9 protein-coding genes are annotated in these 15841 nt (G+C 45.5%); 7 read left to right on the top strand and 2 right to left on the bottom strand.

Annotation, left to right across the window (positions count from 1 at the left end; translation table 11 throughout):
• Positions 1-304 precede the first annotated feature (304 nt).
• Genes AAHF22_RS18855 through AAHF22_RS18845 form a run of 3 tightly spaced genes read left to right on the top strand, consistent with a single transcriptional unit; the run spans position 305 to position 3406 of the window.
• Positions 305-1342 (top strand): ABC transporter substrate-binding protein, encoded by a 1038-nt coding sequence (locus tag AAHF22_RS18855; RefSeq protein WP_347326578.1) that lies wholly within the window; start codon positions 305-307, stop codon positions 1340-1342.
• Positions 1342-2376, top strand: coding sequence for a FecCD family ABC transporter permease (locus AAHF22_RS18850; protein WP_347326577.1), 1035 nt, complete (start codon positions 1342-1344; stop codon positions 2374-2376). The genes AAHF22_RS18855 and AAHF22_RS18850 overlap by 1 nt, the downstream gene beginning before the upstream one ends.
• Positions 2357-3406: a FecCD family ABC transporter permease gene (locus AAHF22_RS18845; RefSeq protein ID WP_347326576.1), complete on the top strand. Its 1050-nt coding sequence runs from the start codon at positions 2357-2359 to the stop codon at positions 3404-3406. Before AAHF22_RS18850 ends, AAHF22_RS18845 begins: the two co-directional genes overlap by 20 nt.
• Before the next feature lie 361 nt (positions 3407-3767).
• Here the strand turns inward: AAHF22_RS18845 and AAHF22_RS18840 are convergent, their stop codons facing one another.
• Positions 3768-4553, bottom strand: a complete 786-nt coding sequence (locus AAHF22_RS18840; protein ID WP_347326575.1) for a Cof-type HAD-IIB family hydrolase — start codon at positions 4551-4553, stop codon at positions 3768-3770.
• Positions 4554-5045: 492 nt separating this feature from the next.
• Complete coding sequence (locus AAHF22_RS18835) at positions 5046-5561, bottom strand: hypothetical protein (RefSeq protein ID WP_347326574.1); 516 nt, start codon at positions 5559-5561, stop codon at positions 5046-5048.
• Between the two features lie 670 nt (positions 5562-6231).
• On the opposite strand from AAHF22_RS18835, the gene AAHF22_RS18830 reads away from it, so the two are divergent.
• The 4 genes from AAHF22_RS18830 (at position 6232) to AAHF22_RS18815 (ending at position 15824) form a co-directional block, all read left to right on the top strand.
• Positions 6232-10167, top strand: coding sequence for a CBM35 domain-containing protein (locus AAHF22_RS18830; RefSeq protein ID WP_347326573.1), 3936 nt, complete (start codon positions 6232-6234; stop codon positions 10165-10167).
• A 607-nt stretch (positions 10168-10774) separates the two neighbouring features.
• Entirely contained in the window at positions 10775-12532 is a 1758-nt protein-coding gene (locus tag AAHF22_RS18825) for a sensor histidine kinase (protein ID WP_347326572.1), read from the top strand.
• Positions 12533-12562: 30 nt separating this feature from the next.
• The gene (locus AAHF22_RS18820; RefSeq protein ID WP_347326571.1) at positions 12563-14098 is read left to right on the top strand and encodes a response regulator; all 1536 of its coding nucleotides are present in this window, start codon (positions 12563-12565) and stop codon (positions 14096-14098) included.
• 469 nt (positions 14099-14567) lie between these two features.
• The gene (locus AAHF22_RS18815) at positions 14568-15824 is read left to right on the top strand and encodes an ABC transporter substrate-binding protein (RefSeq protein WP_347326607.1); all 1257 of its coding nucleotides are present in this window, start codon (positions 14568-14570) and stop codon (positions 15822-15824) included.
• Positions 15825-15841: the final 17 nt, after the last annotated feature.

Raw genomic sequence — 15841 nt, 5'->3', positions numbered from 1 at the left:
CACAGAACGGAGGGAAAGAAATAAGAGATAAGGACGATTTGGTAGGGACGAGGATCTACAATAAACGCCTAATCTATAGATGCTCGCGGCTCCACTGGAGTTTGTTCCGTTATTCCTTCTCAGAGTGATTGATATTCCAGCATGCCCTATCATTCATGCGCCGTTCTTCTATATAATCCTCTGCATAATATCGTCCATGCCTTTTGCGTACATTGTCCATGTTCCTAAAGTCATATCCATACTATGATCTTTATTGAGAATGATTATCAAGTGTTCTCCATGCTGAAAGGGGCGTATATCCATTATGAATGATCCATATTATAACCATTCCAACAGAGGACACCGGCATCGGATGACCGGTTTGCTGTCCATCATCTTTATATTAGCGGTAACTTCGATGCTCGCTGCCTGTGGTAATAGTAGTACCGGAGCAAGCCATACGAACGAATCGAATTCAAGTGGCACGACAGCTTCAACAGCAGGCACCCATACAGACGAGCAGACTCATACAATCAACTATCTGGGCAAAACGTATACGGTACCTGTAACCGCCAAGCGCATCGTGATTACCGGTTCGATGGAAGCGATGGAAGATGCATTGTCACTCGATGTCCATCCGGTAGGTGCAATTACATACCGCGGCAAATTCCCGGAGAAATTCGCTTCCATTACGAAGGATGCACAATCGATCGGCGAAAAGACAGAACCGAACTTTGAAACGATTCTGTCGCTCAAGCCCGATGTTATTCTAGGTACGACCAAATTCGATGCGGCTGTAGTCGAGCAATTGAACAAAATTGCACCGACGATTCCGGTTTCCCATATTTCCGATAACTGGCAGGATAATCTGAAGTTAATGGGCGAGTTGTCCGGTAAATTAGAACAGGCGAACACGGCGATTAGCACTTACGAGCGTGATGTTGCTAAGGCGAAGGAGCAGCTTGGCGCTAGAGCGCAAACCGACACCGTGCTTGCTGTACGTATTCGCCAGGGAGCGGTATGCGTGTATCCATCCAATGTATTCGTAAATGCTGCCTTGTACGAAGACCTCGGTTTGAAAGTGCCCGATATGATCCAGCAGACGAAGGCACAGCAAGAAATATCGATTGAACAGCTCGCTCAGCTCAATCCGGACCATCTGTTTATCCAATTTGCCGAGGATGAAAATGCAGATACACCGGAAGCGCTGACTGCCCTGCAAAACAATCCGATTTTGAACAAAACGAAAGCCTTCCAGAACCAGCATGTGTATGTGAATGTGATCGATCCATTGTCTGAAGGTGGACCTGCCTGGAGCCGCGATCAATTTCTACAGGCTGCGGTGAAGGAACTGACGAAATAATGAATAAGCGGTTCGGCGGTATTTCATTAGGATATCCGCTGTTGTTCATAGTGGGCGTACCGATCTCGGTAGCGCTCACTATTGGCATTTCCGTATGGTATGGCGCCAGTGGAATCGACTTGAATACAGTGATGCAGGCACTGCTTCATTTTGATGAAAATAATATCCAGCACCAGATTATTATCCACTCTCGTCTGCCACGTGTATGTGGGGCGTTGCTGATCGGAGCGCTACTGGCTGTCGCAGGCGCTTTAATGCAAGGCATGACGCGCAATCCGCTCGCTTCCCCATCAATTATGGGGGTGTCGGATGGCTCGGTTGTGGCGATTACATTATGTATGATTATGCTGCCTGGTGCGTCTTCGCTAGCGATGGTCATCTATTCACTACTCGGCTCAGCGGTCGGAGCCGGGATCGTATTTGGGCTGGCATGGTTGTTACCGGGCGGTACATCGCCGGTACGCATGGCGATTTTGGGTACGATTGTAGGTACGTTTCTTGGCGGGATTGCAGAAGCGGCAGCCACGTATTTTCAAATATCGCAATCGGTTAGCTTCTGGTACAATGCTCGGCTGAATCAGATCGATCCGGCGTTGCTGAAGCTTGTGCTACCCCTTGCTCTGGCAGGTCTGGTGCTTGCTCTACTGTTAGCGCGCTCCATTACCGTGCTCGCGATGGGCGATGAGATTGCGGCTGGACTCGGTCAGCGCACCGTATTCATTAAAGGACTTGCAATGCTCGCAGTCGTGCTGCTGACAGGAAGTGCTGTGGCGATTGCAGGTAAAATAGCTTTTGTCGGTCTGATCGTGCCGCATATGACGCGTTATCTGGTAGGCACGGATTATCGCAAAGTCATTCCATGCTGCGCCTGGCTGGGCGCGTTATTTCTTGGCTGGTGCGATCTGATCAGCCGCTGGCTCAACACACCATTTGAAACGCCGATCGGTGTGGTGACCGCATTATTCGGTGTGCCGTTTTTCCTCTATCTCATTCGCCGCAAAGGAGGGAAAGCGTATGAAGCTTCAGCCAAATGATCTCTATGCACACACTTCGCACGGTAGACGTGCGTGGTGGATAGCTACGCTTCTGCTGCTCGTTACCTTTATCACCGTCTATATTAGTGTGACCAACGGTGCGTTTGATATGTCAGTGGTTGATGTTGCGCGCACGCTGCTGCGTATTGATCCTTCGCCACAGTATGATCTGGTTGTGTTTGATTTTCGTTTACCCCGGATTGTGCTGGCCTTGCTCGTTGGCTTTGGACTCGGTATTGCAGGAGCGGTCATTCAAGGCGTGACACGCAATGGGCTGGCTGATCCGGGCATGCTCGGTATCAATGCCGGCGCAAGTATGGCTGTCGTATTGTTCATGCTGCTATTTCGCCATACGCTGGAGCTAAGCGGTTGGCTTGCCTATATGGCGATGCCATTATTCGGACTGGCAGGAGGGATGCTGGCGGTTGGCGTTATTTTCTGGCTGGCGCGCAGTAATGGTGTGCTAGATCCACAGCAATTGATTTTGGTCGGGATTGCGGTCAGCTCTGGATTTGGGGCCATTACGCTGTATGTATCCTTGAAAATGAATCCGAATGACTTTGAGGCTGCGGCGGTCTGGCTGGCAGGGAGTTTGCATAGTGCGAATTGGCGCTATATTGGAGCGACATTGCCGTGGCTACTCGTATTCACGCCGTATTTATGGTATCGCTCTCGCATGCTGGATGTGCTACAGCTACATGATGAATCCGCGTTGAGCCTCGGAGTTGGACTGGGTAGACAGCGTCGGCAGCTTATTTTGGCTGCCGTAGGTATTGTAGCAGCATGTGTGTCGGTATCGGGTGGAATCGGTTTTGTCGGCTTGATCGCACCACATATTGCGCGTCGACTCGTCGGTGTCCATCATCGTTATATGTTGCCGATATCGGGATTGATTGGCATGCTTATGGTGGTGCTGGCAGATCTGATCGGTAAAACAATCTTTGCTCCAGCGCAACTGGCGGCAGGTATCGTTATTTCATTGATTGGTGTGCCATACTTTGTCTATTTGCTATTTCGGAGTCGGGTATAAGATGAAAGCGAAAAAGGCAAAGAAAGGCATGGAAAAGACAGGGCAATGAAGAGACAATGACGATACACGTGAAGAAAGAACTATATAGACAGAATAACTATATAGTAGAAGTGAATAAGAAACGAAGGACTAAGTAGACGAGTGGTGTGTATGAGCAAAAATAACATGCTCACACCTATCTTTATCGAATATGGTCAGCGAGCAATAGACGCGTCTAATCTACATTTGTTTATATAAACAGGGCTTGTATCGTATTGGTTTGCGATACAAGCCCTGTTTTATTGTGAGTCTACATGCTTAAGATACGCACGGTCTTACTCCAACAACCACTATATGCTTATTTAATTGTGTATACAGATGCTTAATCCAGCAAGCCAACCATACGCAAACCGTGCAAAATGCCATCTTCATCAACCGGCTTGGTCACATAACGCGCGACAGCCTTCGCTTCTGGCTCCGCATTGCCCATCGCTACACTGTGATGAATCTGTTTGAGCATTTCCACATCGTTCAACCCATCGCCAAATGCATACTGGCGTTCCGCAGGGAAGCCGAGTTTTTCGGTAATTTTGGCGATACCATGTGCTTTCGAGCCGCCAGCAGGCAGTACGTCCACCGACATCGGATGCCAGCGAATAAAGTCAAAGTCTTTAAAATTCGCTTCATATTGTTGCTCCGCACCTTCAAGGCAGAACAGCAGACACTGGTACATTTCACGCTGCTGATAATAAGCAGGATCATAGGTTGGGAATTTATCGACCTGTAGTGTGCTAATACTGGTCGTAATATATTCATGTTCTTCCGGTACATTGGCACGCATATCGTCTGCATCCATATAGACGATCGGATTATCGTTCTGGATCGCCGTCTCTGTCAATGCCACCAGCGCATCGGCATGGAGCGGATTACGATACACAACCTCGCCGCGCAATACGACATATTGTCCGTTATAGCTAACATACGTGTCGATATCCAGCTCCTTCCGAATCTTTTCAAACATAAACGGAGCACGTCCCGTAGCGATCGCTACCTCATGTCCGCGTGCACGCAAATCAGCAATCGCTTGCTTGGTGGAAGCAGGGATTTGCTTGTTAAAGTCCAGCAATGTTCCATCGATATCGAAAAAGATAATACTTTGATCAGACATAAGCAGCTCCTATCCTTGTCTCTGTATTGGTGATGCCGTTCCATCATGCATTAACAGTACGAATAGAGAGATCTCCATATTCGCAGTCGGTTATATTATACCAGTCAAAGTGTAGGTTGTCCTGAGATGAAGGATATTGCAGCAAAGTAACGTGTTTGAAAGAAGCACAGATCGACTGTAACAAGCGAGAGCGTCTTATCGCTATAGCAACTAGCAAACAGCAAATGAATCTTTGCTTGGAATGCTTGGAATGAATAAGGCAGTCTGCTTCTCTCAACGTTGCTACCACAAGAAAGCAGCGCCACAGAACGCCACAGAACATAAAAAAACAGAATATACAAAATAGAACATCAAAACAACGCCATCAGTTATACGCATGGCGTTGTTTGTGTATTCTTTTGGATGAGTCTTACATTCATCAGACCCAATAATAATCGTTCCATAAAATAAAAGTTCGACAATAAGCGTTTAACAGCGTTTAACGAACAACTATTACGCTTTTACATTCGGCTTAAAGCCTTCTTCTCGCAAATAATCATCCGCTTCACGGCGTGATTCAAATGCCATATCGAGATTGTTGCCAGCATACAGACACCACATATCATCCTCATATTTCAGAATTAATGTATGCCCTTCATCATTGATCCAATTGCCGCCTGCCGATGAACCAGCAGGGAAGGGGATCACGGATGGAGCTTTCGTTTCCACAACTTCGTGTACGGGCTGCGGCTGACTGGACATCGCCTCGATGGTTGCATTCAGCAGGGCACGCAGCTGTTCTTCCGAATAATCGCGTATATTGATAAAGCCTTTATCGTCCGTTTCGTATTCATGCAGCAAGCCTGCGTAGACAAATCCATTACCGTTCGGATGAATGTGAAAAGCGACAATTTTCTTTTCAACCGTGCTTTCTTCAAAGTGGAAATTTACCCGTCCGAGGGAAACATTTTTGCGCTGTAATTGCGGATAGGATTGTAGTACATCCAGTTTTTGTTCAAAAGTAAGCATGAGCATCTCCTTCTTAACTATCAATAGTGGTGATTATACCATACTCACCGCCGCTTTGGACGGATGGGATCGTAAAGTAGGGAACTGTGGAAATAAAAGGACTCCCTTCGTAGAAGTATGTAACGTATTTTATGTTATTGCTTCTGATTCTATCATTGTATAGCTGATAGTATCGATTCTTAGCTACACGTTAGCATTGCTTTTACCTAATTTTATAGACGGCTATGGATAATTTATACATAACGATAAGAGTGTGAGGTGAAGCGTTCATACATCAGACTCAAACAACTACATGAATAGCCATATTAAGGTGCAAATAACGTATAAATAGTTCAATTTTAATCAAAAATATTAAATAAGTGCATGAATCTTAGAAATTCAAAATTATAAAAGCGCTTACATTGGTCTAAGATAAACATGAAATCATCCCAATGACCAATGCTCAATGCTCTTTTTGGTAATGGAATAACCTGTCTAATAAACCATCCTTTATATCGCGTATTATTCCAACATTCGGATGATCGGATCATACTAGCGAAGCAGGAGGTGTCCTAAGCAGGTATACGATGCCTATGGATCGTAATGTGCTGTAGTGCAGTGATGTTCAGAAGAACCGATGTGCTCAACAGAATAACGAAACAACTAAATCATAACGATTGGAGGAGTTATTTTGAGAAGACTTACGTTTAGATCATCGATGTCTATCATGGTGATCGTTACCTTGCTGATGACCATGCTTCCGGTGCAGGCTGTATTTGCGGCTGCGACTCGAACGCCAGAACCGCCGTCTGATGCGACATCCAGTGCGATATCGGTTGAAGGCGAAAGCGGTACGTATGCGAATGGTGCAAGAACAGCTGATGACCATGCGTATTCCGGTACAGGGTTTGCAGTGCTGGATGGCGGTAGTGCGAATGCTAAAGTGACCTACAATGTATCGGTACAAGATGAGGGTACGTATGACTTTGCCTTCAACTATATTGCCGGTCCGGTTAGCGGCTGGAACAATGATCGTTCCATCAATCTATACGTGAACGGACAAAAAGTGAAAACAATAACCTTCCCAGGCACTAGCTCATGGGATGACTGGCAGTATTTCAAAACTTCTGTTCAGTTTGCAGCAGGTGATAACACGATCACTCTGGAAACGAATGGCACACAAAACGGGATTTGTATCGATTATTTATACTACTGGTTCAGCCAAAATCAGGCTGCCGTACAGTCGATTCAATTCCAGCCCCAGCAGGTGAATGTGGATGTCGGCAGTACAACGCCGACGACCGTTATCGCCAAATATGATAATGACGGCACAGGCAAGCTGGACAAAGGTGTAGCGTATGCGTCCAAAGACGATACGATTGCCAGCATTGATTCGGACGGAACGGTTACAGGTGTGAAAGGAGGTACAACCGTAGTGTCGGCTACATACGGTTCGTATCAAGCAAGCGCAACAGTGGATGTTACAGATGCCAACACTGTACCTTCTAATGCTACCGTTTATCAAGCTGAAGATGGAAGCCTGTCCGGTGGCGCAAATGTAGCGACGAATCATACCGGCTATACAGGCACTGGATTTGTCGCAGGTTATGATGGCAGCAGCACCGCCAAAACGACTTTTACCGTGAATGTCAAAAATGGTGGTGACTACAATATCGGTCTGCGTTATTCCGCAGGTGAAGTGAATGGCTGGCCAACCGATCGCACGGTAGGGCTGATCGTTAACGACGGCAATACGAGCAATATTACGCTAAAAGGCACAGGCACATGGGAAGATTGGGCAGACAGTATTCAAACCGTGAATTTGAAACCCGGCTCCAATACGATTGCAATTACTGCGTTGACCAGTAATGACAACTCCGATGTGATCAATCTGGACAAGCTGGCATTGTGGACGAACAGTAGCAATCCAACCGTATACACTATCCGTTTTGATCAACAAAACTATACGGTGAATGACAATGATAATGTGGTACAAACCAAATTATATGATGTGAAAACAGACGAGAAATTATATCCATCTGAAACAAAAGTAACGTACAGCTCGTCTGACACATCCATCGCTACTGTGGATGATTCCGGTAAAGTCACCGGCATTAAAGCAGGCAAAGTTACGATTACTGCGAAAAGCGACGACTATTCCGCCACAACAACGGTACAGGTACTCGAAACACCAACCGTAACCGTCGACTTCTCCAAACCGACAACTAAAGTTGATCCAAGCATGTTTGGTTATATTTTGACCCCGAACTATGATGTGCCGAACAGTCGTATGACATTGCTTGGACCGATCATTAACCGCGAAACGATTCCAGTGCAAAACTTCCAGGCGGTGTCGGATGGCAATAAAGATCAATACAATAATGAATCGAGTGTACTGCCTAGACTGTTAGACGCTTACAAACATGCTAAAGATAACGGGCTAAAATGGTATATGCTGCTCGGTATGCATCCATCATGGACGATGCCAAGTAAAGGCCCGTGGGGCGGCGCGCCGACGAGTATGCCCGAATTCAAGCAGTATATCAAAGATGTACTTCAATATTTACGCGATAACGGTGCCACACCGGACTTCGCCGATTTGACGAATGAAAGCTGGACAGGCAATGAAGAAACGTATAAAGCGGTATGGGAAGCTGTAAGAGAAGTGTATCCAGAATTTGTACCGGCTGTTGGCCCTGGTGCGATCGGCATTAATGGCGCTCCAGATCTGTATATTCCATTTGCCAGTAAAAATAAGTTAACCGTAGAAGGCCCTTCATGGCATGAGTTCTGGACAGACAATACGTATGCGCCATTAAGTCAGCAACAGAGCTGGGTCAATCAAGTGTCCGGCTATCAAAAGCAATATCCGCAAGCAAACGGCAAATATATTATTTGGGAAGAAAATAATGCCGGTTCTACCAACCCAACCGATTGGACACGCAGCATGGCAAATGTAATTCGTGTCGGCATCACCCAGAATATTAAAGGCTGCTTGCAAAATTACAACTGGAACGGTATGAGCGATCTGCTTAAAATCGATAAAAAAGCACAAAACGCTGCGCAACGAACAAGCATGTGGTGGGTATATTACATGTTCTCGCAAATGTCGGGCGACTATGTGAACGTATCGACCAATGTCGGTGAAGATTTTACAGCAACGGCAAGTAAAGACACGAACGAATCGAAAATCATCATTGCAAAAAATAACGTCGATGGTCCTGTATATCTGAATCTGCAAAATCAACCGTACAGCGGTCAAAACATCAAGGTCGATTTCTATAAAATCACCAATACCGAAAACAATGGACTACAGTACCAGTTCAGCGCTACACCTGCATCGACTAGCAATCTGAAACTGGAAATCCCAAATGCGGCTGCCAACGAAACATGGTTTGCTATCGTGAAAAAAGTATCGACTGACCAGCCAAGCTTTTTGCATCAAATGACACCGGACGATGGCGAAGTAGCGGCAAGTACGCCTACATTCACATGGTCACCGTCACAAGGTGCGACAAGCTACACGGTGATCGTATCGGCGAACAAAGATCTGTCCAACCCGGTCATTCAAGAATCGGGCATTACCGATACGAAGTATACCGTTTCAAACGCACTGAACAATGGTGCAACATACTATTGGACAGTTAAAGCGGTAAATGCGAACGGCTCTACAGCAGCTAGTCACCATGCTGTGTATCAATTTATCGTGGGTAATCCAGATGTACCGGGCCAATTCGGTCCCTACCTGCCATCGATCAATGCACAAAATGTATCGACACAGCCGGAATTTGACTGGTCGCCAGCGTACAATGCCACATCGTACCGTCTAGTTGTATCCAAAAATAAAGATCTAAGCAATCCGGTGCTGAATGTGTCGGGTATTACGAATATTCGCGATACCGCACAATTCGGACCGAACTCGCAAGCCTACTATCAACCGACGACAGCACTGGAAAATGATACGCCGTATTATTGGAAAGTGTTCGCTGTGAATGACAGTGGCGAAAGACCGATGAATGGGCCGCTGAATACGTTCACAACCAAAATACCGGGTGATGCTCCAGCGACGTTCAATTTGCTTGGACCAGCAACAGGCACACTGGATGTATCGACTCGTGCGGTACTGACCTGGCAGACATCCAAAAACGCGTTCTTCTACAAGCTGGAAGTATCTCCAAATGCGGATATGTCCAATCCGGTCATCGTTAGAGATCGTATGATTTATACCAAATATACAGTCGAACCAAATCTGCTGAAATCCGGCACACCCTATTATTGGAGAGTGACCGCGTACAGCCAAGATTTGAGCAAATCGCAACCGGCTAGCAATGGCATCCACATGTTCACGACCGAAGCGGTTCCAAGCGCTCCACTGCTGTATGCCGAATATGCAACAGGCAACAATGTGACACTGTGGTTTGACGAGTCGAGCGGCGCGACATCGTACAAAATCAAATACGGTACCGAGCCAGGACAATTAAATCAAACCATTACTGACGTAACGTCCAGCCCGTATGAGATTAAAAACTTGCCTCCAGGCACGTATTATTTCAGCGTTGTTGCCACCAATCAGTTTGGTGACAGCTCGATCTGGAATGAACGAAGCGTCACGGTAAGCGGCTCCTAAATCGAGCTTTACTTTTGTAGTGCTGGTAAATGATCTTTATTCGATCCGATAGCGTGGTCTAACAGCATGACTGTGGTCGAGCCGCATGTTTAGAGTAGAAAGCATCAATCATAATGAAGAAACCAAATCGATAGGAACAACAAGTAGGAAGCGACTGAAATCTCAAAGGTTGCCCATGCTGCTGAATGAGCTTGCCAGATTCAGGGCATTGTCTACAGGCGAAGTCATGGCATAATAAGAGAAGTCAGTAAAGCGGTGGAACATGAGTTTAAGCGAGTTTGCAGACATGAACTAGGGCAATTTAATAGCAATTCGCAACACCAAGTAGCAGCAGTAAAAGGATCACCGACTCAGCATAGCCAGTACGTTTGATGCGGAGTCCAAAGTGGGTGTTCCGAATGAGCGGCCCAAATCGCCATTCGGAACGCCCTATTTGTATGCTGAGGTAGAAAAATACATCATTCTCTCCTATGATGTAGTTAAGCTATTAATGTATTTGTAGTCTGGTACTTATGTTTGGTGCTTATATTGAACACTAAAAGTGAACGTGAAAGTAAAGCATAAAACCGAATCATACCCGCTGTGGCAGACAGAAGGAGCGATGCAAGTGAGAAGATGGTTTACCAACAGACCGGGTTTTCGCAAAAAGCTAATCATTGCTTTTGTCTATGTGAGCCTGCTGCCGGTTTTAATTGTGCAAGCGCTCTCTTATTATTTTTCCTCTCAAGTCTTAGAAACGAAAATTAATCATGTCGTGCAAAACAGCTTGATGCAAACGGCTAAAGGTCTCGATATTACGCTCGATTCGTATGAAGATATTTTATTTCAAATTTTTGCGAATGATGAGGTTGTACAACTTGTGCGCAAAATGAATAACGGGACGAATGTAGAGTTGAGTCGAAACCGGCTAATCAATCTATTATCCGGCTACTCCTACGCCAAGCAGGGTATTCGCAGCGTGACGATCTTTACGAAAAGCGGCGTACCCGTGTGTTATGATCTGCAAACCGGCTCCCCGTATCAAAATTTATGGACAGGCGCAGGCGATATTTTAAAGCTGCCAATCTACCAGCAAATTATGCAAAACAAACAGATCGTTACGATGACCCTTCCGCAACAGATGGATTCGATTAATAATAACGAACACTATATGTTCCATATCGGTCGCAAGTTGAACGATTTCCAACTAAATGAAGATGGAATCGGAGTCGTTGTGATCACTTTATACGAATCGGTGCTTTCCGATGCGATCAATTCGGCAACTGTTTCCTCCACTGGCAAAAATCAGATTCACAGTGTGAACTATCTCGTGGATAATAGCAATCGTATTGTATCTTCACCTGATGAAGCGTTTATCGATAAGCCGATCGATACGATTATGACAAAAGAAACGATCAGCAATACGTATGCGGATAAAAATAACAATTTTAATATTACGAACATCACGATGAAGCAGGATTTATTTCGCGAGCTGTATGCGATGCAAAGGGTAAGCCTGATTGTCGGCTCGCTCGCGATATTGTTCTCCACGTTGCTCATTATTTATTTTTCCGGTAATTTGACGCGATCGATCCAAAATATTTTACGTGCGATGAAAATGGCGCAAAACGGTACGCTCACTGTACAGATTACGGAAGATTCAAAGGATGAAATGGCACTAATCACATCCGGTTTTAACCGGATGATGAATCGGATCAATGAGCTAGTATCGGAAGTGAAGCAGTCGGAGCACAAGAAAAAGGAATCAGAGATTCGCGCACTGGAAGCGCAAATTAACCCGCATTTTCTGTACAATACGCTAGATTCGATCAATTGGCTGGCGATTGAGAAAGATGAGCATGAGATTAGTGAGATGCTACAGGGGTTGGCGCAAATTTTAAGATATAGCATTAAAGACAGCAACAAAATGGTCACACTGGAACAGGAACTGAGCTGGATCGAACAGTATATTATGTTGCAACAGCATCGCTTTTGCTCCTCGTTTACATTTGATATGGATGATGAGCCTGAGGTGTTGCATGTGCACATCTACAAGCTATTGCTGCAACCGTTTATTGAAAATGCGATTATTCATGGCTTTGCAGGCATGTCGAGTGGAGGGTTGCTACAACTAACTGCCAGAGTGGACAGTCAATCGATGCTGCATATCGTCATTCGCGATAATGGCTGCGGCATGGAGCCGGACGTATTAAATCGCATTATACAGGGTCAGCCAACCTCATCGTTACAGCCACAACGATCCGGTATGGGCGTGCGTAATGCGCTTGATCGAATCCATATGTATTATGGCGAACGTGCAAGGTATGAGCTGAGCAGCACGATTGGTGAAGGAACCGAAGTGCGCTTATGGCTGCCGTGTGAATAAGAACAGATGTATAGAAAAGGAGGCTCAGCGATGCGAATTGTCGTTGTGGAAGATGAACCGAGAACACGAACCGGGATTGTGCAATTAATTCGCAAACTGAGTGATCACTATGAAGTGGTGGGTGAAGCGGAAAATGGATTGGCTGGACTGGAGCTGATCGAACGACTTCGCCCGGATCTCGTATTTATGGATATTAAGATGCCTCTGATGACCGGGATTGAAATGCTGGAACGATTAACTGAGCAGGGCATCACGCCCAAAACGGTCATTTTAACCGGATATTCGGAATTTGAATATGCACGTAAAGCGATCCAGATGAAAGTATATGAATATTTGGAAAAGCCGATCACTGCCAAAAATCTGCAATTGATTCTGGAAAAAGTAGAGCAGGAGTTAATGTATGATTGTCTGCTTGGCATTCGCGGTGGCAATACGACAGAGAAAATACAGCATATGTTACAGCGTTATATGCTGAGTGAGAGCGAGTCGGTAGAGCCAAACATGATGATTTCCAAGCTGCAATCGCTGATCGGATTACGTACCGGTCATATTCAAGTGTTTAACGTTTATTTGGGCAATGGGGAGGAGCAGGCATTACACGAACATAAAGCCCGTTTGAAGCAGGCATTACAGCAGCAACCGGACACCGTATACGTAATATGCGAGCTGGCAGCCTATCAGGAGCTGGTAGCGATTTTTCAGCTTGCCGGAGAGCAGCCGATCCAGCAGTATGTATCCCGTTTGACGGAAACGATGAATCAGCAGGGCGCACAAACGATTTGCTGTTATCGTGGATTAGAGCATCTATCTGAACTTAAACGTTGTCTGATCGAGCTTCGCAAGCTACGCAAATGGTCTATGGTGCTAGGCAATCAGGACGTGATTTACAGAGAACGGATTGAAGGTCTTCAACCTCAAACGTTCCACTATCCACTGCATCTGGAGCAAAAGGCACGCTCTGCTATTATCGCTTCCAAATGGGATGTATTAAACCGTTATGTGACTGAATTTGTGAATGAATGTGCAGGAGCAGTCTATCGCCCGCAGGATGTATTCGAGTCGTATACGCGCTTTTTTACCGCATTAACCCATACGGCAACCGAAATGCACAGTAGTGAGCTGGCAGTACAGCAACATGAATTGTTATTACCACTGCTACAATCGCAGACTTGTTTTGAGCTACATGATGCCTACGAGGCGATCCTGAGCTGGATTTCGAATATGCACAAGCCGCAGGTAAATTCGCTAAATTTGACGGTAAACAAAGCGCTGCATCTGATTCATCAGCATTATCAGGAAGGCATTACACTGGATGAGATTGCAAGTACGCTGCATATTACACCTGAATATTTAAGTTCACTTTTTAATAAAGAAGTAAAACGTTCATTCTCTGCGTATATGAAAGAGTTACGCATTAATAAAGCGAAAGAACTGCTCATTGTGAGCGGATTGAAGGCGTATGAAGTGGCAAGCCAGATTGGATATTCAGATTCGACTTACTTTTCGCGAGTGTTCAAGGAAGCGACGGGCATGTCACCGGTAGAGTACCAGAAGCTACACAGGTGAAGGCAGGAGGAATACGTTCGCAAACGAATGCTAGAGCGTGTTCGCAAACTTATATACGCATCGAAAAGCTTAGATACGCATCGAAAAACTTATATGCGTATCTAAAAACTGATATGCGCGTGTATAAGCCGCACAGATCGGATTCGCCTGCCGCAGTCCTTCCGAGACTGGTGTATGCTCTAGTAAAACAGTCTACGTACATGCTCTAGCAAAATAGTTTGCGTATATGCGCTAGCTCAACTGCATGAAAATATATGCTCTGGTAGAGTGTCGCAATAATGATAAGATGATCCAGCGATTCCTTAGCAAAAGAAGGGAATCGCTGTACGTCGTATGATTTGGAAATCGGCTAATCATTGCTGTCATATTCATCTTATTTTTATACAATAATCTTAGTTATTTAAAATTTTAAAAGCGCTTTCATTCGGCTAAGATAAAGGCGTAGACAAACTGAGGGGGGCGAATGTTGGTGAAGAAAATAGGATTGCTGATCAGTGTGTTATTGGTACTTAGTTTGCTAGCAGCTGGATGTGGTTCTGGAAATTCAGATCAAAATGCAAGCGCAACCAATACAAGTGATTCGACAGCTAAAAAACATTTAAAGCTATGGTTTTACTGGGAAGGTAAAGATCGCTTTGATGAAGTGAAGAAATTAACGGATGGATTTACAGCCAAAAATCCGAATATCGAAGTCGATCCGGTCTATGTACCGTTCGCTGATTTTAAAAAGCGTTTATCGATTGGGCTTGCTTCATCCGATCTACCGGATATCGTTATTATCGATAACCCGGATCATGCTGCTTATGCCAAACTCGGTCTCTTCGCTGACATTACCGACAAACTGGCAGACTGGAAAGACAAAGACGAATACTTCCCAGGTCCGTGGAAATCGGTTACCTATAATAACAAAATCTATGGTATTCCGCTCGGCAGTAACGATCTGGCATTGTTCTACAACGAATCGATGCTGCAAAAAGCAGGCGTAAAGCCACCGCAAACATGGGATGAGCTGAAAGTTGCTGCTAAGAAATTGACGGGCAATGGCGTGACTGGTTTTGGTCAGAGCGCTACCGCTTCAGAGGAAGGTACATTCCAATTCTTACCGTGGCTGCTGTCTGCGGGTGGCAACTATAACACATTCGGTAATGGTTCAGGAGCGAAAGCGCTTGGCTTGCTGACGGATCTGATCCAGGATGGATCGATGAGTAAAGACGTGATCAACTGGACACAATCCGATGTCGAAAAACAATTTGCCGCAGGTAATATCGCGATGATGTTGAACGGTCCGTGGCAATTGCCAACACTCGCTAGCGATGCGCCTAATCTGAAATACGGCATCGCTCCGATTCCAAAAGATCAAAAATATGCTTCTGTACTGGGCGGCGAAAATCTGGGCGTTGTGAACGGCCCGAATGTGGACGAAGCGGTACAATTTATTAAATATGTCGCTTCGCCGGATGTGAACAAACAATTCCTGATCAAATTTGGTTATTTCCCAGCACGCAAAGATCTTGCGCAAGATGCATACTGGCAGGATAATGCCAAGCTGAAAGTATTTGCAAATAGCCTGACAACGGCTGAACCGCGTGGTCCAAGTCCACAATGGCCTGAAATTTCGCAGGCGATCTATGATGCAATGCAGCGTTCCTTGACGGGAGAAAGTACACCACAAGCGGCTGCTACAGATGCGCAAACGAAAATCGATTCGATTATTAATCAAAAATAAATCAAATAGAGAGTGTA

The sequence above is a fragment of the Paenibacillus wenxiniae genome (assembly GCF_039822605.1).
GTDB classification, from domain to species: Bacteria; Bacillota; Bacilli; order Paenibacillales; family Paenibacillaceae; genus Saccharibacillus; species Saccharibacillus wenxiniae.
The sequence above is the reverse complement of the archived record's forward strand: the minus strand, read 5'-3'. Positions and strand labels throughout refer to the sequence as shown.